General features: G+C 60.0%; 21 protein-coding genes. 11 read left to right on the top strand and 10 right to left on the bottom strand.

The features are described 5' to 3' along the window. The 9 genes from FF098_RS09055 (at position 1) to FF098_RS09015 (ending at position 6954) form a co-directional block, all read left to right on the top strand. The gene (locus FF098_RS09055) at positions 1–876 is read left to right on the top strand and encodes a TadE/TadG family type IV pilus assembly protein (RefSeq protein WP_166426450.1); all 876 of its coding nucleotides are present in this window, start codon (positions 1–3) and stop codon (positions 874–876) included. A gap of 167 nt (positions 877–1043) precedes the next feature. Then, entirely contained in the window at positions 1044–2063 is a 1020-nt protein-coding gene (locus FF098_RS09050; protein ID WP_166426449.1) for a glucokinase, read from the top strand. A 242-nt stretch (positions 2064–2305) separates the two neighbouring features. Then, positions 2306–3820: a signal recognition particle protein gene (gene ffh, locus FF098_RS09045; RefSeq protein WP_155139728.1), complete on the top strand. Its 1515-nt coding sequence runs from the start codon at positions 2306–2308 to the stop codon at positions 3818–3820. A 14-nt stretch (positions 3821–3834) separates the two neighbouring features. Continuing rightward, complete coding sequence (locus FF098_RS09040; protein WP_155139726.1) at positions 3835–4059, top strand: DUF768 domain-containing protein; 225 nt, start codon at positions 3835–3837, stop codon at positions 4057–4059. Positions 4060–4088: 29 nt separating this feature from the next. Continuing rightward, complete coding sequence (gene rpsP / locus FF098_RS17855; RefSeq protein WP_155139724.1) at positions 4089–4532, top strand: 30S ribosomal protein S16; 444 nt, start codon at positions 4089–4091, stop codon at positions 4530–4532. A 48-nt stretch (positions 4533–4580) separates the two neighbouring features. Next, entirely contained in the window at positions 4581–5120 is a 540-nt protein-coding gene (gene rimM, locus FF098_RS09030) for a ribosome maturation factor RimM (protein WP_155139722.1), read from the top strand. Beyond that, complete coding sequence (gene trmD, locus FF098_RS09025; RefSeq protein WP_155139720.1) at positions 5117–5848, top strand: tRNA (guanosine(37)-N1)-methyltransferase TrmD; 732 nt, start codon at positions 5117–5119, stop codon at positions 5846–5848. Before rimM ends, trmD begins: the two co-directional genes overlap by 4 nt. After that, the gene (gene rplS / locus FF098_RS09020) at positions 5845–6216 is read left to right on the top strand and encodes a 50S ribosomal protein L19 (RefSeq protein ID WP_155139718.1); all 372 of its coding nucleotides are present in this window, start codon (positions 5845–5847) and stop codon (positions 6214–6216) included. Before trmD ends, rplS begins: the two co-directional genes overlap by 4 nt. 147 nt (positions 6217–6363) lie before the next feature. Continuing rightward, positions 6364–6954 carry an SRPBCC family protein gene (locus FF098_RS09015; RefSeq protein ID WP_155139716.1) on the top strand — a complete coding sequence of 197 codons (591 nt, stop codon included), beginning with the start codon at positions 6364–6366 and terminating at the stop codon, positions 6952–6954. A gap of 19 nt (positions 6955–6973) precedes the next feature. On the opposite strand, the gene FF098_RS09010 is transcribed toward FF098_RS09015, so the two are convergent. The 6 genes from FF098_RS09010 to FF098_RS08985 all read right to left on the bottom strand — a co-directional run bounded on the left by FF098_RS09010 (position 6974) and on the right by FF098_RS08985 (position 13886). Beyond that, positions 6974–8149, bottom strand: coding sequence for an alkaline phosphatase D family protein (locus FF098_RS09010; RefSeq protein ID WP_166426448.1), 1176 nt, complete (start codon positions 8147–8149; stop codon positions 6974–6976). Positions 8150–8244: 95 nt separating this feature from the next. Then, complete coding sequence (locus FF098_RS09005) at positions 8245–9672, bottom strand: M20/M25/M40 family metallo-hydrolase (RefSeq protein ID WP_205967455.1); 1428 nt, start codon at positions 9670–9672, stop codon at positions 8245–8247. A 79-nt stretch (positions 9673–9751) separates the two neighbouring features. Next, the gene (locus tag FF098_RS09000) at positions 9752–10696 is read right to left on the bottom strand and encodes a fatty acid desaturase family protein (protein WP_155139713.1); all 945 of its coding nucleotides are present in this window, start codon (positions 10694–10696) and stop codon (positions 9752–9754) included. Between the two features lie 16 nt (positions 10697–10712). Then, complete coding sequence (locus FF098_RS08995) at positions 10713–11270, bottom strand: GNAT family N-acetyltransferase (protein WP_155139711.1); 558 nt, start codon at positions 11268–11270, stop codon at positions 10713–10715. 58 nt (positions 11271–11328) lie between these two features. Continuing rightward, positions 11329–12558 carry a glycosyltransferase family 4 protein gene (locus FF098_RS08990; RefSeq protein ID WP_155139709.1) on the bottom strand — a complete coding sequence of 410 codons (1230 nt, stop codon included), beginning with the start codon at positions 12556–12558 and terminating at the stop codon, positions 11329–11331. Further along, positions 12558–13886, bottom strand: a complete 1329-nt coding sequence (locus FF098_RS08985) for a nucleotide sugar dehydrogenase (protein ID WP_166426447.1) — start codon at positions 13884–13886, stop codon at positions 12558–12560. The genes FF098_RS08990 and FF098_RS08985 overlap by 1 nt, the downstream gene beginning before the upstream one ends. Before the next feature lie 213 nt (positions 13887–14099). Between FF098_RS08985 and FF098_RS08980 the strand changes: the two genes are divergently transcribed. Then, a complete protein-coding gene (locus FF098_RS08980; protein ID WP_166426446.1) occupies positions 14100–14852 on the top strand; it encodes a helix-turn-helix transcriptional regulator in 753 nt (250 codons plus the stop codon). A gap of 531 nt (positions 14853–15383) precedes the next feature. Here FF098_RS08980 and FF098_RS08975 read toward each other — a convergent pair. The 4 genes from FF098_RS08975 to FF098_RS08960 form a co-directional block, all read right to left on the bottom strand. After that, positions 15384–15983, bottom strand: a complete 600-nt coding sequence (locus FF098_RS08975; RefSeq protein WP_155139703.1) for a peroxiredoxin family protein — start codon at positions 15981–15983, stop codon at positions 15384–15386. Between the two features lie 110 nt (positions 15984–16093). Next, positions 16094–17128 carry an isoaspartyl peptidase/L-asparaginase family protein gene (locus tag FF098_RS08970; RefSeq protein WP_166426445.1) on the bottom strand — a complete coding sequence of 345 codons (1035 nt, stop codon included), beginning with the start codon at positions 17126–17128 and terminating at the stop codon, positions 16094–16096. Continuing rightward, positions 17079–17819: a hypothetical protein gene (locus FF098_RS08965; protein ID WP_155139699.1), complete on the bottom strand. Its 741-nt coding sequence runs from the start codon at positions 17817–17819 to the stop codon at positions 17079–17081. The genes FF098_RS08970 and FF098_RS08965 overlap by 50 nt, the downstream gene beginning before the upstream one ends. A gap of 173 nt (positions 17820–17992) precedes the next feature. Next, on the bottom strand, positions 17993–19348 hold the full coding sequence (locus FF098_RS08960; RefSeq protein WP_155141296.1) for an alanine/glycine:cation symporter family protein: 1356 nt from the start codon (positions 19346–19348) through the stop codon (positions 17993–17995). A gap of 356 nt (positions 19349–19704) precedes the next feature. On the opposite strand from FF098_RS08960, the gene putA reads away from it, so the two are divergent. Beyond that, a complete protein-coding gene (putA, locus tag FF098_RS08955; protein WP_155139697.1) occupies positions 19705–22830 on the top strand; it encodes a bifunctional proline dehydrogenase/L-glutamate gamma-semialdehyde dehydrogenase PutA in 3126 nt (1041 codons plus the stop codon).

Genomic DNA, 22830 nt, shown 5'->3' with positions numbered 1-22830 from the left:
ATGAGAGAGATGTTGAACAGATTTGCGAATTTCCCGAGAGACACAAAGGGCATTGCGGCGATGGAATTTGCCATCATCCTGCCTTTCATGCTCCTTCTCATCTTTGGTTCGGCCAGTATCTTCGACTATGTGAAGGCAAAAAACGACGCCCAGCGTGCGACGGATGTCATGGCGGACCTTGTTACCCGTTCCATGGAAATGGATGATGACGAGTTCGAGATCGTTATCGATGCAGCCGAACTCATGCTGACGCGTTACGGCGCTGACATGACTGTCCAGGGCCGTGTCACGGCGTTCAAGCGCGTCGATGATGGCAACAAATGGGAAGTGGACTGGAGCAAGGCTTACAATCTGCCGAACCTGAAAAAAGGCGAGAAAGTCGGCAAGACCAACTATCCGACCAATCACGCCAAGGAAATGGTCATCAGTGTAGAAACCAATGTGGTCTACGATAACAACAGATACATGGTCGACCTGGCCCCGCTGACCTTCAAGAAGGAAACAGTTCGCCTGCCGCGTTACTCGGGCAAGATCGAGTACAAGGATGACATCGATTATGATGACTCCGAAGACCCTGAAGACATACCGGCCAGTTCAGCGCCTTCAGGCAATGGGGGCAATAATGGCAATGGCGGTAACGACGGCGATGATGATGACGATGACGATGGCAATAACGGCCATGGCAACGACGCCGATGGCCATGACGAGAGCAATCCCGGAAACAGCAATGGTACCAATGGCGGCAATGGCAATGGCAATGGCAATGGTAACAACGGCAACGGCAACGGGAATGGAAATGGGAACGGAAACAACAATGGTGGCGGCAATAGCGGCGGCAGCTGCGGCTTCCTTGCCTGGTTGTTCGGCCTTTGCTGATGACCGGCCTCAGGGCCGGACCTTTCTCAGCCACAGCTTTTGATAGAGGGAAATATTAAATTTCCCTCTTTTGTCTTTACGTTAATGACTCCCTATCGATTAGCCTGCATTCTTGCCTGATGCACAAAGCCCGGATCACACGGGCTGCTGATAAAAGGGAGGCTTGCTTGACCAACAGGCAGCAATTCGACGCACTCGTTGTCGAGATCACGCGCGGCGTAACGCGCTTCGCGCTGGGTATCGGCATGGACAGCGCGGGCAGCAAGCCCGTGCTCGGCCATTACCTCAAGATCCAGACCAGCGACTTTGACGATATCGTCGGCCTTCTCGGCCACTATATCGGCCAGCATGGGGGCATGGAGGCGATGCCGCCTGTGCTTGCCCTGTCCCATGCCGGGCCGCAGATCGGTGAGAAGATCATCATCCCGGGCAGCGATCTGGCCTTCACACTCGATGAGATCCGCCAGGCATTTCCTTTTACCCGAATTGTTAACGCTAACGATTGCGTTGCCATGGGCTCGGCCCTGCCCTGGCTGGACCCGAAGGACGTTGTCAGCATCGCCGGGCATGAACAGCCGGCCTATGTACACAAAAAGGGCCGCTACGGGCTGACCGTGCCGACCTATGGCCTCGGTGTTGCCAGTGTCATTCATACCGGCAAGACGGTGCAGGTGATCGATTCAGAGGGCGGCCACGCCAATTTCGCGCCATGCGATGCATGGCAGGCGGATTTCATGATGCATCGCATGGCGAAGGGCGAGCGGCTCTCCTTCCACGAGGTGGTCAGCTATCCCGGGCTGGAAGGCGTCTACAGCTATATCGCCGAAAAGGCCGGCAGCAAGACGCTCGACCTGCGCGCGCAGGAAATCATGCTCTACGCCCGCAACGAAGCCGATCCCCATTGTATCGAGGCGATCGAGCGTTTCGCCAATGCCCTCGGGGCCATGGCGGGCGATGTCGCGCTGATGCTGGGGGCCATTGACGGCATGTTCCTCGTCAGCCCATTCGTCAACGAGGTCATGGATCTCGGCGACGACATGGCGGACACCATCCGCCGGCGGTTTGAGGACAAGGTCGACTTCAGGCTCTATATGCAGCGCATTCCGCTTTACACCATCACCCACCGGCGGGTTTCCATGATTGGGGTGTTGCGCATCGCGTGCGAACGCATCGAGCTGGCGGAATAGCCCTATTGCTTGACCTTGCGGGCTTCTGCCTGTAAGACCCGCCTCGATTTTACGGAAATTCCATGAGATTTCCGCGTCTGCCGGCACGACCCCTCTGACTTTGCGCGATCGCGCACCTACATGGAGGACGGGGCCGGGGATGTCCCTCCGTCGGCGTAATGCGCTCACGGGGGCTTTTGGTGCATGGTTATCTGCCTGACGGCAGGCTGGCACCCCGACGCGTAAATCTTGAGAGGATCGATATGTTTGAAACCCTGAGCGACAGGCTATCCGGCGTCTTTGACAAGCTGCGTGGCCGCGGCTCCCTGAGCGAGGCTGACGTCAGCGAGGCGATGCGCGAGGTGCGCGTTGCCCTCTTGGAGGCTGACGTCGCCCTGCCGGTTGCGCGCGAGTTCATCGGCAAGGTCAAGGAGCGCGCCATCGGCCAGGATGTGCTGCGCTCGGTCACGCCCGGCCAGCAGGTCATCAAGATCGTCCATGATGCACTGGTCGACATGCTTGGCGGCGCTGAAGCCGACCACGCTCTCGATCTCAATGTTGCACCGCCTGCCGCCATACTGATGGTCGGCCTGCAGGGTTCCGGCAAGACCACTTCGACCGCCAAGATCGCGCTGCGCCTTCAGAAGAAGGAAAAGAAAAAGGTCCTGATGGCCTCGCTCGACACGCGCCGCCCGGCCGCGCAGGAGCAGCTGAAGGTCCTTGGCGAGCAGGCAGAGGTGAAGACGCTGCCGATCATTGCTGGCCAGCAGCCCGTCGACATCGCAAAGCGCGCAATGGAAGCGGCCCGCCTCGGCGGCTATGACGTCGTCATGCTCGACACCGCAGGCCGCCTGTCGATCGACGAACAGCTGATGGCAGAGGTCGCCGACGTACACCGGATCGCCAACCCGGCGGAAACATTGCTGGTCGTCGACTCCCTGACCGGTCAGGACGCGGTCCAGACGGCGGAAAAATTCAAGGCCCGCGTGCCGGTCTCCGGTGTCGTCATGACACGGATCGATGGCGATGGCCGCGGTGGTGCTGCCCTGTCCATGCGCGCTGTCACCGGTGCGCCGATCAAGCTGATCGGTATCGGCGAGAAGCTCGATGCCCTCGATGAGTTCGACCCCAGGCGCATGGCCGGGCGCATTCTCGGCATGGGCGACATCGTCTCACTGGTCGAGAAGGCATCCGAAGAGGTCGATCAGGAAAAAGCCGAGAAGATGGCGAAGAAACTGTCCAAGGGGCAGTTCGATCTTGATGATCTCGCGGACCAGCTGAAGCAGATGCGCCGTATGGGTGGCATGGGTGCGATCATGGGCATGATGCCCGGCATGGGCAAGATGAAGAAGCAACTCGACGCCGCCGGTGGTTTCGAAGGCAAGGAAATTTCCCGTCAGGAAGCGATCATCAGCTCCATGACGAAAAAGGAACGCAAGAACCCCAAGGTCCTGAACGCCTCGCGCAAGAAGCGCATCGCCGCCGGTTCCGGCACCAGCGTGCAGGAGGTCAACCGCCTGCTGAAAGCCTATCAGGGCATGTCCACGATGATGAAGAAGATGGGCAAGAAGGGCGGCATGAAAGGCCTCGCCGGCATGATGGGCGGCGGCGGTATGCCCGGTGGCGTGGGAGGCGGAAAGCTGCCTTCCGGCCTGGGAGGCGGAATGGGTGGCGGCCTGCCCGGCCTTGGTGGCGGGTTAGGCGGCGGCAAGATACCGTCCGAAGATGAACTGGCAAAGCTCGGCCTGCCTGGCTTGCCCGGCTCCAAGAAAAAATAATCGGAGAACGGATCATGAGCGAACGCGCATCGGAATTTCTCGCCGAATGGGTCGGTAAGAATGTCAATAAAGTGCCGGAGGACCAGCGCGAAAAGAAAGCCGAGCAGCTGACCGAGCAATGTCTCGAGGACGCGCGGGCGCAGGGTATCCATGCAGACGAGCTCAATAATGCAGCCCAGGACGGGCTGCACCATTACATCCTCGCCGAGCTTGGCGGGGTCGAACAACCACCTCACTAGATTTCAGACCGTTTGAAAGGAAAAAGATCATGGCACTGAAAATGAGACTGTCCCGCGGGGGCTCCAAGAAGCGTCCGTATTACCACATCGTTGTTGCCGACGCCCGTGCGCCGCGCGATGGCCGTTTCATCGAGCGTATCGGCTCCTACAACCCGCTGCTGGGCAAGGATGACGAGAAACGCGTGCAGCTCGACACCGAAAAAGCCAGTGAATGGCTGAAAAAAGGTGCCCAGCCGACCGAGCGCGTCGCTCGCTTCCTCGGCACTGCCGGTCTCGTGAAATGGGAACACGGCGACAACCCGAACAAGGCAAAGCCGGGCAAGAAAGCGCAAGAGCGCATTGCCGAAAAAGAAGCCGCCGCTGAAGCTGCCCGCGAAGCTGAAGAGGCCGCAAAGGCCGCTGCCGCCGAGGCAGCCGCTGCTCCGGCTGAAGAAGCACCGGCAGAAGACGCCGCTGAAGAAAAGTCCGAATAAGGCTTTTTACACTTGCCGGGCAGCCACAAGCTGCCCGGGAGGGCCATCATGGCTGATCGCAAAATGATCTGTGTCGGTACATTTGCCGGGGCCCATGGGGTGCGCGGCGAGGCGAAGCTGCGCGCCTTTACCGAGGTGCCGGTTGATGCCGTGGGTTATGGCCCCGTCTCGACCGAAGATGGGCGCCGCTTCACGCTGAAGCTGGTGCGTGAAGCAAAACCGGGTCTTCTCGTCGTCCGCTGTCCCGAGATCGCTGACCGCGAGGCGGCCCAAGCCCTTGGCGGGACAAAGCTTTTCGTGCCGCGCGACTGCCTGCCGCCGCCCGATGAGGACGAGTTCTATTACGAGGACCTCGTCGGCCTCGCCGCCTTCACGAGCGATGGATCATCCTTCGGCAGGGTCAAGGCAGTGGTCAATTACGGTGCCTGTGATTTGCTGGAACTGATGAACGTGCCCGGCGAGAAAACTGCGGTGCTCATTCCGTTCACGAAAGAGGCCGTACCACAGATCGACTTCGCCGGTGGCAGGATAACCATAGACCCGCCTGTCTATGAAGATGCGGATGGGGAAGATGAGGCCGCCACATGAGCTGGCATGCCACCATCCTTACCCTGTTTCCGGAAGCCTTCCCCGGCATGCTCGATGTCTCGATCATCGGCCGGGCACGGAACGAAGGCCTGTGGTCGCTAGACACGGTCCAGATCAGAGATCATGCCCACAACAAGCACCGTAATGTCGATGATACGCCCGCCGGCGGCGGGCCGGGCATGGTGATGCGCGCCGATGTGCTGGCTGCGGCGGCTGATAGTGTGGAACGCGCAGGCCGACCTTTTATCTATCTCTCCCCACGGGGAAAGCCGCTGAAACAGGCCCGTGTGCAGGAGCTTGCCGCCGGGCCGGGGGTCATCCTGCTTTGCGGCCGGTTCGAAGGGGTCGACCAGCGGTTTCTCGATGCGCGGGACGTGGAGGAGGTCTCCATCGGCGACTTCGTTCTCGCAGGCGGGGAGGTTGCTGCGCAAACGCTGATAGAGGCTTGCGTTCGGCTCATTCCCGGTGTATTGGGCGCGTCTCAATCGAGCGAGGAAGAAAGTTTCGAGAGCGGCCTGCTGGAATATCCCCAGTATACCAGGCCCCGGGACTTTGAGGGCCGGGAGATCCCGCCCGTGCTTCTCTCGGGAGATCATGAGGCTGTTGCCGGCTGGCGCCGGAAGCAGGCATTGGACATAACGCGCGCGCGACGACCCGACTTGCTGCCTGATGACAGGAATGAAGCGGGGTCCAATCCGGCACCAGAAAAGAAAGAAGACGACCAATGAATATCATCGAACAGCTCGAAAAAGAGCACATGGAAGAATTGAACAAGACGGTACCGGAATTCGGTGCCGGCGATACGCTGCGCGTCAACGTCAAAGTGCGCGAGGGCGACCGCGTCCGCCTGCAGGCCTATGAAGGCGTCTGCATTGCCCGTGGTGGCGGCGGCCTGAACGAGAGCTTCACCGTTCGCAAGATTTCCTTCGGCGAAGGTGTCGAGCGCGTATTCCCGATCTACTCCCCGCTGGTCGACTCCATCGAAGTCGTTCGCCGCGGTAAAGTCCGTCGCGCCAAGCTGTACTATCTGCGTGGTCGTCGCGGCAAATCTGCCCGCATCACCGAAAAGGTCGATCGCCGCGGCAAGAACGCATGAGCGTCCCGGCAAACTGAATTTCGGAAAAAGCGGCCATCTGGCCGCTTTTTTCATGTCTCGCCTCGGCTGCCCTCTATTGCGTTAACCGCTTTTGGCTTGCGCACAGGCCCGGCTTGGGATCAGCATGGCAAAAAAGGGAGATGACCGATGGAAATCCTGTTGCTGATCCTGCTTGTGCTGGTCGTTCTGGCGCTGGGGGCCTATGCCCTCGGCTTTTTCCTGCCCGATCATGTGACGATGAGCCGGGACATCACCATCAACGCACCGCGCGAGACGGTGTTTGCCCTGATCGGCGATTTCAACCGCTGGCCCGCATGGTCGCCCTGGGCGGATCGCGATCCGGAGGCGAAATATACGATCGAAGGGTCAGGCGTCGGTCATCTCATGGCATGGACCAGCGAGGTGAAAAGCGTCGGCAACGGGTCCCAGCGCATCACCGCCTATGACCCGCCCCGCCGCATGGAAAGCGACCTGAATTTCGGCGCCATGGGCGGTGCCCATGCAGTCTTTCAGCTTGAGGAAAAAGGCCCGTCCTCTACGCATATTACCTGGTCCTTTGACTCCAACATGCGCCGCGGCGTGCCGGTGCTGATGCAGCCCATGGCAACCTATATGGGCTTCATGATGGAGAAATTTCTTGCCCCCGATTACGAGAAGGGACTGGAAAGCCTGAAGGCCTCAGCAGAGGAAGAGGCCGGCGATGCACCCGCCCCTGCGCAGTTCACGCCGCGACCCTGAATACGCCAGCTTCTCCTGATCAGTATACGGGGCGCAGCTCGGACAGGCTGACGGTTTCCCGCGTGATGATCCCGCCATCGGCGCCGCGCAGTTCCAGCGACAGCGCCTCATATTCCCAGTCGATATCGATGATGCCGAAATTGGCGTCATAGACCATGCCGCCCAGCCGGTTCGGGCCCGGCTCGACATAGGTCGTGCCGCTTTCCTCGCGCCAGATCGATGCCGGCAGGTTGAGCGAGGAGGAGGTGACCTCATAGAGCGGATAGGTCAGCGTTACATCCTTGCGATAGATCGCCCCTGCATGGCGGTCGCCGGACAGCAGCACGACATTCTCCGCCCCCGTTGCATTGATCATGTTGTACAGCCGCTCGCGCTCGGCTGGCAGCATCTTCCATGCTTCCCAGCCGTGACCGTCGGCAAGGACCTGAATGGATGACACGATCAGGCGCAGGTCGGCAGGCTTCAGCAGCTCGTTGTTCAGCCAGCGCCATTGCTCTGCACCCAGCATGGTCTTGGCGGCCGTCGGGTCGGGAATATAGCGCTCCTTGCCCGGTGCATCCGGCGTATCTGTCGGCAGAAGGGCAGAGCGGAAGAAGCGCGTGTCGAGCAGGATGATCTGGACCATGCGCCCGCGTTCCTCGCCCAGCATCCAGCTCTGATAGATACCGGGCCGCTGGCGGCGTTCATCCGCTTCGGCCAGATCCCACACATCCTCGAACAGCGCTTCTGCCTGTTCCTTGAAGACATAATCGGCACCGCCATCATTCAGGCCGTAATCATGGTCGTCCCAGACAGCCAGCACCGGCGTAGACTGGCGCAACGCCTCGAACGGCTTGCTCTTGCCGAGGTCGACATAGGACTGGCGCATCTTCGGCAGGTCGGGGTCGTTGAACCGGGCATCATCTGCCTTGGCATCGCCATAGACATTGTCACCCATGAACAGGAAGACGTCAGGCTCTGTCGCAGCGATCTCTGTCCAGATCGACTGGTCTTCCGTTTCGTCAGCGCAGGAGCCAAACGCGATGCGTGTCACCGTGGCGCTGGTATCGAGCGGGGCCGAAGACAGGATGCGGACCGGTACAGGGTCCGGTGGCCCCGGCAGTTCGACCGTCAGGTCAGGGTCCTGGCCCTGGCTTGCGCAGGCGGCAATCGCTGTCAGGCATGCAGCGGCCATCAGTCTGTTCAGCGTCTTCATCCTCATACCCCTCATTTTTCCCCGATACGGGCACGCAACTGTGACCGGAACTGTCATGCCGTCCTGATACCCCGGCGGCATGACAGTTTTGTGTTCTACTGGCTCGCTTCCATCATGACCGGGTCGCGGAAATCACCGTCCATGTTTGCGGCCATCCAGACGAAGGCGGCATAGGCGGCGACATTCTGGGCGATATCGTCCGGGTCGATCTTGTCGAGCGTGTCATCATGGGTGTGATGCAGGTCGAAATAGTCCCACCCGTTCTGCTTCAGTGTCACCACCGGCACACCGGCACCGCGCAGGCCGATCATGTCCGGCCCGCCCGATGCCTCGTTATTGCCAGGTCCGATGCCAAGCGGGGCGAGCACGCGCTGGAATTCCTTTGCGCGGTCCAGTTTTGTTTCGCCGAAGCGCGTCTGGAACTGATAGATCTGCCCTGCGCCGAAATCGGATTCCGCGCCGACGATATGCTTGTCGAGATCGGCAGCATATTTCTCCGCATAATGAATACCACCATAAAGGCCGATTTCCTCAGCTCCGAAAGCGACGATGCGGATGGTGCGTTCCGGTTTCAGGCCGGATTCGAGAATGACCTTTGCCGCACCCATGGTGATGCCGATGCCTGCACCATCGTCAACCGCACCAGTGCCGAGATCCCAAGAATCGAGGTGCCCGCCAATGACAACGATCTCGTCGGTCCGGCCGGGAATTTCGCCGATGACATTGCCGGAGGGACGGGTCCCGGGTGACACCGTATCCAGCCGCACACGAACGGTCACCGGCCTGCCGCGCTCCAGTGCCCGCTGTAGCTGGTCTGCATCAGGGGCAGACAGGGCGGCAATCGGTACCTTGCGGTCCACCTCGCCATAACGCATCTGCCCGGTATGGGGAAAGCGGTGGCTGTCCGTACCGACGGAGCGGATCAGCGCCGCGACAGCGCCGCGCTTGCCGGCCTCGATCGCCGCGCCGGAGCGCTTGGCGACGGCAACACCATAGCCCGAGCCGTCCTGCGTGCGCGTCATGTATTCGTCGACGAACACTATCTTGCCTTCGAGGCCCGTCATCGGCGCATCCTGCAGATCGGCCAGCGTCTCGAAGCGTACAATCTCGCCGGTCACACCTTTCTCGGTTGTGGCGACGGAGCCACCAAGAGCGGTCAGCTCAAGGCTCTGGGGATAAGGCGAGATGATCTCGGCCTCTTCGATGCCGCGTTCCCAATAGGGCACATCAAACGGGTCTATACGGACATTCTTCAGCCCCAGTGCCGTCATCTTCGCAACGGCCCAGTCGCGGGCGCGGGCCTCTGCCTCGGAGCCTGCAAGCCGCGGGCCGATCTCCGTCGTCAGGCTCTCCACAACCTCATAGCCGATGGTTGAGGATAGCCCCGCATCCATCAGCATTTCTGCTTCATCGATGGTCTCCTCATCGAGGGCGGGCGCCTGCGCCTGCGCCTGTGCCAATGGCGCGGCAAGCATGATCGCGGCTGCAAAGGCCGATGCGCCAAGATTTGCGGCAAATTTCATGAAATGTCTCCTGTTCGCTCCCCCTACTATATCGCCCGATATTGCGCCGCGTCAAAGCAGGAAGGCAAAGGCTTGGAGTTTAGACCGTTTGAGATTTGGTCGCCGCCATGCGCAGTATTTCGGCATAAGACCGCGCCATCGGAATGCGCGCGCCATGGCCCTTTGCCTGCATCATCGCGTGCGCCTTTGGCAGGCGGTAACAGGGCAGGTGCATGAAAGCGTGGTGCTCCGAATGGTAATGCACCCAGTAGGGCGCGATCAGAAGCCGCTCCCACCAGCTCGGCACGGTGGTGCGGGCATGACCGAGCGGGTCGTCGGTCGTCTCGACACATGCATGCTCGGCGATATTGCGGATGCGCGTAACGAACGGGAACCATGTCGCCATGGCGATGAGCCACAGCGGATATGCCCACCACAGGCCTGAGACGATGGCGATCGCCAGCAGGACGCCATTGGTGATGAGGAAATGATAGAGCCCCTTGCGTCCTGACAGCACCTCTGCCTGTTTCTCCGCTGCGCTGTCGCCTTTCATCTGCACGAACAGGCCGAGGATGCGCTGGCGAAAGAAGGTCTGGCCGGTCAGGTCACGGATGAATTTGCGCCGCATCGAGGCTTTCGTGACCGGGAAGGGGGCCGACAGGATCAGGTCCGGGTCTTCGTCGCTCTGCACATATTTGTGGTGGGCGAGATGATAGGCGCGATAGCTCGGCAATGCCGCGCCGACCGGCGCCGCGCTCAGCCAGTGGCCTAGGAAGTCGTTCACCTTGCGGTTCGGGTGCAGCGCGCCATGGGCGGCCTCATGCATCAGGATAGCGAGGCCCAGCTGGCGCGCACCGATCAGCATGATCGCGAGGATCACCGTCACCGGGTTAGGCCAGATCGCGACGAGCGCGATGGCCGCGGCGATGATGCCCCATGCATGGGCGACCAGCAGCGGTCCGCGCCATGGCTGGCGGCGGGAAAGATCGGCCCATTCTTCCGCTGTAAAGATATCTGTCGGGCGCAGGCGATTGGCAGCTGTCATGCGCCCAGTATAACAATTATCCGGCGGCCCTGCCATTAACCCATGCAGTGCGGCTGATCTCCCAGATCTCTGTCTTGTAGCCGAAAACCTCGAAAATCTCGCCAGTGTTTGCCATGCCGAGGCGCTCCGCGACCTTTTGCGACGGGCGGTTGGCCGGGTCGATGACGCTGATGAATTTCGTCAGTTCTGGCTTTGCCGCGAACAACCAATCTGCGCTCGCCCCTGCGGCCTCGACCGCATAGCCCTTGCCCTGTGCCGCGGCGTTGAGCGTCCAGCCGATTTCCAGGTGCGGCCAACCGACGGGAAAATGAGGCCCGATCCGGCCCATGAATGCGCCGGTCGCCTTTTCCTCGACAACGAAAAAGCCGAACCCGCGCAGGGCCCAGTGACCGGCAAGCCCGGCGAATTGCCGCCACGCCATGTCCGGCCCGACCGTGCCGCCGATGAACCGGGCGACGTCCTCGTCGGCCATCATTTGCGTATAGGCGGGCAGGTCGCGCATTTCCCAGCCGCGCAGGATCAATCGCTCGGTCTCGATGATGGGTGTCGGGTGATAGATGGTTTTGTCTGTCATGGCACTGTCCTCGTTCCGCCGCTCTCATATCACTGAGTGGTGTGGAGGACTAGCAGCGTCAGCCAGCGTTCAGCGTGTCGAGACAGATGCGCTCGAAGACTTCAGCGACGCTTTTCTGACTGCAGTTTTTCTCGACATAATCCCGGGCAGCCATGGATAGCATCCGGCGTGTGTCGGTTTCTGCCAGTAGGCGCAGCGTGGCAGCGGCAAAGTCTTCCGGCGTGTCCGCCTTCAGGTAATGCTCGCCCGGTGACAGCGGCAGGCCCTCGACGCCGAGCGCGGTGGAGACGACCGGCAGGCCCATCGCCATCGCCTCATAGGCCTTGATCCGTGTACCACCGCCAACGCGCAGGGGAATGACATAGGCAGAGCCTTCCGCAGCATGGGGGCGGATATCGTCGACAAAACCGGTAAAGGTCCAGTTGGCACCGGCATTCTGCGCGGCATCGATCAGATGCTGGGGCGGGTTCTTGCCGATGACCTTGAAGCTGGTTTGCGGGCGCTTTTCGGCGATCAGCGGCCAGACCTCATTGAGAAACCACATCAACCCGTCCTGGTTGGCGCGCCAGTCCATGGAGCCGGTAAAGATCAGCGACCCGGTTTCGTCAGTCGGCGACGTGTAGCCGAAGAAGTCGAGGTCGACGCCGGTCGGGATGGCTGCGGTTCTTGCCGTGCCAAAGTCTTCCTTGAGCTTGGCGGCATCGCGTTCGGATACGGCAATCACCGTGTCGAAGCGGCTACAGGCGTTGCGCTCGAACCGCGCCATTTTTGCCCGTTCCATCTGCCAGACGATCGACATGGGGAAGGAGGAGGTTCTGGCGTGACGGGCGAAAATTTCCGTTTCGACATTGTGGGTGAAAAGGACCGTCCGTGCTCCGCATTTTTCCATGAAGCTGTAGGAGGGCATCAGGGCAGCACAATGGGTGAAGTCGAAAACGGCAACATCAGGCCGGGTCTTCAGGACAGTCTCGACCGCCCTCCGGCTCTCGGGAAGGGCATCTGACCAGACCGAAACAGGCAGGGGAGAGAGGAGTCCGGCAAAACGATGCAGCCTGTCGCGTGGCGCAATCCGCCATGGTGTATATTCATCACAGATGCCGGTAACCTCGGCACCCCAGCTCGTCTCCTCATCGGGCGTCGCCGGCGAGATCAGGTGAATGCGGAACGCCCCGCCCTTCATGTTGCGCAGGATATTCGTTGTGCGAATCTTTCCGCCCGCATCGAGCGGAAACAGGAATTGCGGCGAGACGAAGAGGAGAGTTGGCCGCGTGTCGTCTTGCGCTGCCATTACCAGCACACGCCTTCATAATCGATGTCGTCGCGCGCGCGAAGCGAAGAGATATTGGCAAGGTCGATCACCGTCTTGCCGCCTGCATGCTCGCCGATCATGGCGAGATGGTCCTTGGAGGCATGACCGATGATCAGGATGTCGTTCTGAGCGAGGGTCGTCTCAAGGTCCCGGTTCAACAGTGCTTCGAAATGCGGGATCTCCTGCTCGATGAATGCCTTGTTCTTGCCAAGCAACCGGCTGGTCTTGACCCATGGGTCGATGATCGACAGGTCGAACCCCTTGCCGATCAGTTTTTCCGCCAGCGCGACATAAGGGCTTTCACGCAGGTCGTCCGTACCCGGTTTGAAGGACAGGCCGAACAACGCCGCCTTGCGCGGCTTGCCTCCGGCGATGCGCGCCATGATCATGTCGAGCACGCTGTCAATATGCGCGCGGTTGGACCCCATCACGGCAGACAGGACCGGCAGGTCTGTGCGGCTCATCGCGGCCATGGACAGGATCGCGCGGATATCCTTGGGCAGGCATGACCCGCCAAAGGCAAAGCCGGGGCGCAGATAGGCGCCGGATGCATTCAGCGCCGTGTCCTGAACGAAAATGCGCATCGCCTCGGTTGCATCGATGCCGGAGGATTTCAGCAGTCGCCCTGCCTCATTGGCAAAGGAAATCTTCAGCGCATGGAAGGCGTTGGACAGGATCTTGATCGACTCCGCGACGCCCGGTTCTGTACGGATCACCGGCGCATCGATGCCGTCATAAAGCCGCGCGGCAATTTCTGCGCCTTCGCTGGTCATGGAGCCGAGAATGGTGAAGGGCGGTTCGCGGAAATCGCGTACGGACGATCCTTCACGCAGGAATTCAGGGTTGAAGACAAGGTGCAGCCCGTCGCCGATCTTGCGTCCGGCCGCTTTTTCCAGAACCGGGGCCAGCGTGCCGACGCAATAGCCGGGCGTGACGGTGGAGCGCACCACGACCGTATGCGTCTTGCCGCTTTCGCGCACCGTATCGCCGATCATGCGGGTCACAGCCTCGACAGCGCCCATCATCGGGCTGCCATCTGCGGCGGTGGGCGTGCCGACGGAGATGATCGACAGGTCTGTCTCGCGCACGGCCGCCTGCTGGTCGGTCGTTGCCGAGAACCTGCCCTCTGCGACCATCTTCCCGGTCAGTTCGCCGATCAGCGCCTCATAGATCGGGGCTTCCCCGGCATTTATGCGGGCGACCTTGTCCGGGTTCAGGTCTACGCCGGTCACCTGGTGGCCAAGGTCGGCAAGGCACGCGCCAGAAACCGCGCCGACATAGCCAAGGCCGAAAATAGACAGTTTCATCGGGCGCATCCCATGGTTAAGCCGAGTTCGCTTCCTTATAGCGCGCGCCACTTAACGGGCCGTTAGCCGCAGGATTTCCGCCGTTTGCAGCATCATGTGCGGAAAACCTTCATCATCAGTGCTTTTCAGTGCTACACTGTTAAGTGGAAGGAAGGGCCGGACAGGTACTGCATGGTGTTGCAGGCCCGCGCCGGAGGAGTGAAACAGACCATCATGGTCCCACCTGGAGAGACGAGCGAGTTCTCGGGTCCGCTGGAGCGGTATCTCGATGCTCTCGGCGGCGTTGACGACGTTTCCGAGCTGATGGGCCTGTTTGAAGATCTTCATCAGGTCTATGGCTTCGCGAGCTGCGTCTATGCGATCCTGCGCAAGGAAATGCAGGCGATGGAGCTCGGCAAGGCGCTGATCTATCACAATTTCCCGCCGGAATGGCTGGAGCTTTATACCCAGAAAAATTATTTCGATATCGATCCGATCGTTAACCAGAGCCCGTTACAGTCCAAACCCTTCTACTGGAGCGACATAGGCAGGCTCACGACCCTGAGCGAAGAGCAGAAGGGCTATATCCGCGACTTTTCGAGATACGGCTACAAGGAAGGCCTGGCCGTTCCAGTATTCAACGCGAAAGGAACGATCGCCTATTTCGGGTTCGGGGCGACGACCGAAAATTTCAGGCTGACCGAAGGCAAGGTGCTGGAAATGCAGGTCGCCTGCCAGCAGACCCATCTGAAATACCTCGAGATCGGCGGTGTGCTGCAGCCTGACTTCATTGTCCTGTCGCCCCGCGAAAAGGAAGTCCTTTATTGGATCGCACAGGGCAAGAGTAATTCTGTCATCGCCAGCATTCTCGATATCTCCGACCATACCGTCGACACGCTGGTGCGCCGTTGTTTCTCCAAATTGGGTGTGACCAACCGCGTCAGTGCAGCACTTCGTGGTGTGGGGGCTGGGCTGATCAAAAGCTAACGCACTGTTTGCGCGTTTGATTTCTTGCCCATATCTGAATTGCCTTTGTGGATTCAGATGTCCCGTAACTCCGGGACATTGTAATTTCAATTTTCTTACATTATGTGATCGCTAACAGCAGGGCGGAGCACTCTCCTCCTCCTTCCCTCGTTCTCGCTCTGCTGCTTGCATTTCTCGTTCAGAAATCTCTCTCTCCCCCCTCTTCTGGAACGGGAATGCCAGGGGCCGCGGAGCAACCGCCCGCGGCCCCTCCCATTTCGGGGCTTTTCGGCTGCATGAGATCTGCAGTCATTTGCAAAGCACCAAAGGAAGCAAGATCTGGCCTGGGTGCCGAAAATAAATTCAGCATGTCACCCACTTGCGTGACATGTAATCGGGCTGGAGCATAGCCACTTCAGTATCGACTGACTGAGGCAGACTTTCATCTCCTGAAATACGAGACTCCGTCCTCGTTCAACTTCTCTCTCCCCCCTGAACGAGTAAACGGAAGGGGCCGCAGGCAACTGCGGCCCCGCCTTTATGCGGTGCCATCTAACTGGACACAGACGCCGCGGCCTCCAGAACGATTTCGATTGCCGGGCGATCCTGATAGCTTTTCGTATTGGTGAGATAATCTTCTTCATAAAGCCGGGCCCGAACCACACCATTTGCATCGACGATGAAAATCGCCGGGAAGGGGATGCCATAGCCGAACTCGCCGGGCTTGTGGTTGGTGTTCAGCAGGCCGAAAGCCTTGATGATTTCCGATTGCGGGTCGGATACGAAGCTGCCGGAAATGTCCCGCTGGCTGGTGAAGGCAGTCTGCTTTTCAACGGTGTCATAGCTGAGATAGACAGGCTCCAGCCCCAGCGCAGCGAAATCGTCATGGGCGCCTGAGGCCTCGATCACCTGCGCCTTGCAATATGGGCACCAGTCGACCGAGCGCACGAAGAACAGCACCATGCCATTCTCGCCTTTCAACTCGTCAAATCCGGGTGCGCCGTCCAGTGCAAGGTCATGGGGAATTGTCTCGCCCACTTCAGGACCGAGGCCAGTCCCTTCCTGCGCCACTGCTACAGAAAACAGTGATGCAATGACAAGGCAGAAAATGCCGGCTACGGGCCGGACAATGAAGGATAGGTTTGCAGGCATGTGCTGATACTCCCTGAGTTCCAACAGCACGATACAATTCCACCCGGTTCTGTCTTCTCACAAGGCAGTCAGGTCAATCGTGAGCAGTAGCTAGTGGGAGGTGGACTGCGTCAGTCAGGCCGGCGTGTTTCCATCTCGTCGAAGACGCCGACGGAATAGAGCACGTCCGGCGTGGCATAGGCGCGGTACATACCCTCCGTACTGTGAGGATAGGTAACGGTGCCATCGGCCCCGATGGCGACAATGCCGCCAGTGCCTGCACCATCTTCGCCTGCTGCCGCCATTTCCTCAATGGATGCGGCCACGGCATCATTCAGGCTCATCCCGCCATATTCCATGCGCGCTGCGGCAGAGCGGGTTGCGGTGAAGCGAATGAAATACTCGCCATGACCGGTTGCCGAAGCGGCGAGCACGCCGTTGCGGGCATAGGTGCCTGCGCCGATGACGGGCGAGTCCCCGACGCGACCCGGGATTTTCGCATCATACCCGCCGGTGGACGTGCCAGCGGCCAGGTTGCCACAACGATCAAGCACAGCTGCGCCCACCGTGCCATGTTCTTCAGGTTCATCCGTATGCTTATTATTCCTGAAATAGGAGGGCTCGACTGTCTCGGCGCCGCGCTCGGTCACGGCTGCCTCGCCACGATCGCCGACCATCATGACATGCCGTGTCTCGTCCATGACAAGGCGTGCCGCCCGGATCGGGTTCTTGACGAGGCGCATTGAGGCAACGGCCCCCGCTTCCATTGTCTCGCCATCCATGATCGAGGCGTCGGTTTCAACGAAGCCACCGGCATTGTTGATGGCGGCCCTGCCTGCGTTGAACAGGCCTGAATCTTCCATCGTCACGATGGCCTTTTCGACGGTGTCGAGCGCGGTTGCCCCGGCGGCAAGTTCATCGCGAAGCCGGGGCAGCATCTCCCTGAACAGGGCAAGCCGCTCCTCGCTTTCGGTCCCGAACCGGGCTGTGCCACCATGGACGATCACGCCGTAAATATCAGAACCAGCACAGGCCGCGTCGGTCTGTGCAATAGCTTCTGTCGTCATGGAGAAGAGGACAAGCAGTGTCGCTGCAACCCCGGGAAGAACGCTGGTTCTAGTCTCTGGCAGCGATGGCGCGCATTGGCAGCGGGGCAGGTCTGTCATCTGAATCCGACACTCTTTCGATTTTCTTTGTCTCGCGAGTGTCGCCCCGGCCAGGTGTCTCGTCAACATTTACCGGCTCAAGCTGTACGACGTCATCATAGGTGCTGTCATAAGTGCGCGGTTTCGGCGAGACATAGATGTCAAACTCCTCGCCGGTTTCCGTCATCCCGATGCGGCGGTCGTCTTCAACAAGAGTATTGCTGGCCGTGATGGTACTGTCGCCCGGCTTTGTCGTCGGCGTCGGCGTCTCGCAGGTATTCCGGTGAATATAACCACGCAGGTAGGCCCGGCGGATCTGGCCACGGAAATAAGCAGCGGCAACCTTCTTTTCGTGTTTGGTCGCGCCGGAGACATATTTGATGACGTCCTCGAACGGAATGAAATCGCTGATCGTCGACTCGATCGCGTCGCTGGCATCGAGGCTGATCATGCCGAATTCTTCAGCATCCAGCGCCGCCTCGTCAATACCGAGAAGCTTGTTGAGGTTATCATATTCGACCTTGGCGACCAGGCATGAAGTCGGCTCGTCATAGGTCTCGTCCGGTCCCGGAAGATGATTTGGAATTTCTTCCTTCTTGATATTCAGTATGTAGAGAGGGGACTGGAATGACTTGGTGATGCTTTCGCGATCCATGTCCACTTCGATCCGGTCCGGATCAAAGCGACTCGTGACCTGGTCGTCCGTCTTCATGGACGCGCAGCCTGCGCTGAGCAGGAGAACAGAACTCAGAAGCCCAATGCGTAGCATATCTACCCGTTGCCTCACCATTGCGTGATATCACACGCCAGAAACACGCCAATTGCAAGTTAAAGCGTATGATATCTTGGTAACCTCAACCGGGTGGGTTTAGTTCACAATCGCGTTTAATTTTTGCGCTTATCGAAATATTCCTTCGACATTTTGAAGACTATTGGCGAGAGCAGCAATAATGCGATCAGGTTCGGTGCCGCCATCATGCCAGTCAGCGTGTCTGCGACGAGCCAGAAAAGGTTGACGATACCCTGCACGCCGCCTGCCTCTGCGCCACTTCCTTCAAGGGTCAGTACCCAGCAGCCCGCAAACACGACGACAATCCAGATGACCTTGAACGGGAAGATGACCCACTCACCGAACAGGTATTCCGCGCACCGCTCGCCGTAATAGCTCCACCCCAGAATGGTGGTGAAGGCGAAGATGGCAAGGCCGATGGAGACGACATACTGACCCCAGTCACCTGGCAGGCCGTGGGAAAAGGCCTCTGCCGTCAGCGGGGCGCCGGTGAAGGCAAAGCCGGTCTGCGGGTCGATGATAGAATAGGCGCCGGTCGTGATAATGACGAGGCCGGTGATCGAGCACACGATGATCGTGTCGATCAGCGTGCCCAGCATGGCTACGATGCCCTGGTTGACCGGGTCATTGTTCTGGGCAGCGGCGTGCGCGATCGGGGCGGAACCCTGGCCTGCCTCGTTGGAGAAGATACCGCGTGCGACACCGAACTGCATGGCCAGCATAAGGGCGCCGCCGGTGAAACCGCCAACAGCTGCATCATATCCGAAGGCCCCTTTGAAAATCAGCCCGAACGCCGCCGGTATCGCCGGGGCATTCATGATGATCACGATAACGCCGAAGAATATGTAGGTCAGCGCCATGGCCGGAACGAGCTTGGTGGCGACATTCGCAATCCAGTTAATCCCGCCGAGGATCACGAGGCCCGCGGTGGCTGCGAGAACAAGACCGGTGACAAGCGGTGGAATGGCAAAAGAGTTTTGCAGCACGTCAGCGACGGAGTTCGATTGGATCGAGGCGCCAGTGCCCCAGCTTGCCAGCATGCCGAAAGCTGCGAACAGGAAGCCCAGCCAGACCCATTTCTTGCCGAGGCCGTTCTTGATGTAATACATCGGCCCGCCGACCCGCTTGCCGCGATGGTCGACCTCACGATATTTCACGGCCAGCACGGCTTCGGAAAACTTGGTCGCCATGCCAACAAGGGCGGTCATCCACATCCAGAACAGCGCGCCCGGCCCGCCGACGGCGATGGCCACGGCCACCCCGGCGATATTGCCCGTACCGATTGTCGAGGCGAGGGCCGTCATCAGTGCGCCGAACGGCGAGACGTCGCCTTCGTCGCTGCCTTCGCGTTTGCGGAACATCTCGCCGAACGCATAGGGAATCTTGCCCAGCGGCATCAGCTTGAGGCCGATGGTCAGGAAGAGGCCCGTCAGGAGCAGAAGAGCCAGCATGGGCGGGCCCCAGACAATACCATTCACCTGGCTGATAAGATCGGCAATATTCACGGCATTCCCCTCGTCAAACGTCGCTGGTCCAGCCGCCGACTGTAAGCACACCCTGTCGGCCTGTCCAGTTGAGTTGGGGCAACACTGAGCAATTTTCTGCTAAGGGGGTGCAGCTTGCGGAACGCCCGGCACCGCCTGCGAAGGCGAAGTCACCAATTACGGTCAAAGCGGCCCGGCTTTGCTTGCATTGGCTCGCCCGTTTCGGCAATCGGGATACATCCGTTTTAAAATATCTTGAGGAACAAGGGGAGACCTCGACCCGTTGGTGGGGGTTCTGTCGACACGATCTAAAAAGGATATTCATGGCCCGAGACTCCGCTTACCCGCCGTTTGAAGCCGACTACGCCCCCGATGACCGGGAGCTGATCCTGAAAATGCTGGACGATAACCGGCACGACCCGCAAATGGCGCAGCGTATTCGCGACAGGGCAACCCGCTTTATCGACGGGATCAAGAACACCAAGCACACGACCGGACTTGAAGAGTTCATGCAGGAATATTCCCTGTCGACCAAGGAAGGCCTCGCGCTGATGGTCCTCGCCGAGGCGCTATTGCGTGTGCCCGACGCCAAGACGCAGGACCGGTTGATCGAGGAAAAACTCTCCGCCGGTGACTGGGACGAGGAAGATGAGGATGACGACGACCACGACGACAGCTGGCTGTTGATGGCCGCCAGCTGGGGCATCGGCATGTCGGCCAATATCGTCCGCCCGCGCGAAAAACCCGGCGCCGTTCTGCATGGCATGGTCAAGCGCCTTGGCGTGCCTGTCATCCGTCAGGGCACGCGCCAGGCGATGCACTATCTCGGCCGCCACTTCGTGCTCGGACAGACGATAAAGGATGCGCTGAAACGCGCCGAGAAACAGAGACGTGAAGGGTTCTGGTTCTCCTTCGACATGCTGGGCGAGGGCGCACGAACGCAAAAGGACGCTGACCGCTACCTCGAATCCTATTCCGATGCTCTCGACGCCATTGGCGAGCAGTCGAAGAGCTTCGATTCCGAGCTGCCATCCCGCCCGGGTCTTTCCGTCAAGCTGTCGGCGCTGCATCCGCGCTACGAGGCCCGCAATCGCGACGAGGTGATGCGTGAGTTGGTGCCCAAGGTGATCGAGCTTGCAAAGCGCGCCAAGGAATACCAGCTCAACCTGACCATTGATGCGGAAGAAGCCGACAGGCTGGAACTGTCCCTCGACGTCTTCCGCGCTGTGGCCGAAGACCCTGGTCTTGACGACTGGATGGGTCTTGGCCTCGCCGTCCAGGCCTATCAGAAACGCGCCCCGGAAGTAGTCGACTGGGTTGCCGGTCTTGCCAAGTCCCTCGATCGCAAGTTTATGGTCCGCCTCGTCAAGGGCGCATACTGGGACACCGAGATCAAGCGCGCGCAGGAGCGGGGGCTGGAAGACTTCCCCGTCTTTACACGGAAGGCTGCCACCGATCTGTGCTTTCTCGACTGCGCCCGGCGCCTGCTCGATGCGCGGCCGCATATCTTCCCGCAATTCGCCACCCACAACGCCGTCACCCTCGCCGCAATCTTCGAGATTGCCGGCGACAAGGTGGGATACGAGTTCCAGCGCCTGCATGGCATGGGCGAGTCCCTCTATGACCTCGAAATCAAGCTGGAAGGCGTGCCCGCCCGTATCTATGCGCCGGTTGGGGGGTACAAGGACCTTCTCGCCTATCTCGTCCGGCGGATGCTGGAAAACACGGCGAACTCGTCTTTCGTGTCACAGATCGCAGACCCGCATATCACGCGCGAGGCGCTGCTCGTCTCCCCGCAGGAACATGTCGCGGCAACGATCACCGGTTCCGGCGATGGCCGCCATCCGCTGATCCGCCGTCCGCATAATCTCTATTCAGATCGCAAGAATTCCGCCGGGATGGAGTTCGGCCACAAACCGGTGCTCGATCATGTCGCAAAAGTAACGGCGGACTTTACGCCGCCATCGCAGCCGATTGCCGCGATCATCAATGGCAAGGAAGAGCGTGGCGATAAAGAGACATCGCCGCTGCTCAACCCGACCACGGGCGAAGAATTCGGCAGCATGCTGATCTCCTCACCGGAAACGGTCGACAAGGCGGTCAAGGCCGCCCGTGATGCGTTCCAGACATGGGGCCGGACGGAGGCAGAGGACCGCGCGCTTTACCTTACCCGTTATGCCGATATCCTTGAGCAGAACATGGACCGCTTCTTCTCGCTCTGTGCTGTCGAGGCCGGCAAGACCATCGACGATGCAGTCGCCGAGGTGCGCGAGGCAGCAGATTTCTGCCGCTATTACGCCCTGCAAGCGGAAAAACAGATGGGTGGCCGCATCGAGCTGGATGGTCCGACCGGCCAGCGCGACAGCTGGCAGCTGGAGCCGCGTGGCATCTTCGCCTGTATCTCACCGTGGAATTTCCCGCTGGCGATTTTCATCGGTCAAGTCACGGCGGCGCTTGCCGCCGGCAACACAGTCGTGGCGAAGCCCGCCGAACAAACCCCATACATCGCCCATGTGGCGGTGGAGTTGATGAAACAGGCAGGCTTCCCCGATGGCGTCTGCAACCTCGTGCTCGGCGAAGGTGAGACCGGTAAGGCGCTGGTCGAGCATGACGACATCAACGGCGTCTGCTTTACCGGCTCGACCGCGACCGCCCATGCCATTAACCGCGCGCTGGCGGCCAAGGACGGGCCGATCACGCCGCTGATCGCGGAGACCGGCGGCATCAACGCCCTCGTCGTCGATTCGACGGCCTTGCCGGAACAGGTTGCCGACGATGTCGTCACCTCCGCCTTCCAGTCGTCCGGGCAAAGATGTTCCGCCCTGCGCATTCTCTACCTGCAGGATGATGTCGCCGACGACATGCTGGAAATGATTATCGGTGCAGCAGAGGCGCGCCGCTTCGGCGATCCGTCTGATCCGAAGACCGATATCGGCCCGGTTATCGACAAGGAAGCGATGGACAATCTCCAGGCCCATGCCGACAAGATGGAAAAACAGGGCAGGCTTGTCTGGAAAGGCAAGACGCCTGAAGGCCTGAGCGGCACTTTCATGGCGCCGCATATTTTCGAGCTTGATGCGCTCGATGCCCTGAAGACGGAAGCCTTCGGCCCGATCCTGCATGTCGTGCGCTGGAAGAACGATCAGCTCGACCAGGTTCTGGAAGCGGTCAACGCGACGGGCTACGGTCTGACCTTCGGCATCCACTCGCGCATCGACGGCATCGCCGACTATGTGCTGCCGCGGGTGAAGGCGGGTAATATCTACGTCAACCGCAACATCATCGGCGCAATCGTCGGTGTACAGCCTTTCGGTGGTGCCGGTCTTTCCGGTACAGGGCCAAAGGCAGGCGGGCCGAACTACCTCCAACGTTTCTGCGAGGAGAAAGCGGTCTCCGTCAACACCGCAGCAGCCGGCGGCAACGCCTCGCTGATTGCACTGGCGAACTAA

Source organism: Aquisalinus luteolus, assembly GCF_009712425.2.
GTDB lineage: Bacteria > Pseudomonadota > Alphaproteobacteria > Caulobacterales > Parvularculaceae > Aquisalinus > Aquisalinus luteolus.
Note: the sequence above shows the minus strand (reverse complement) of the source record. Positions and strands in the feature narration are given on the sequence as shown.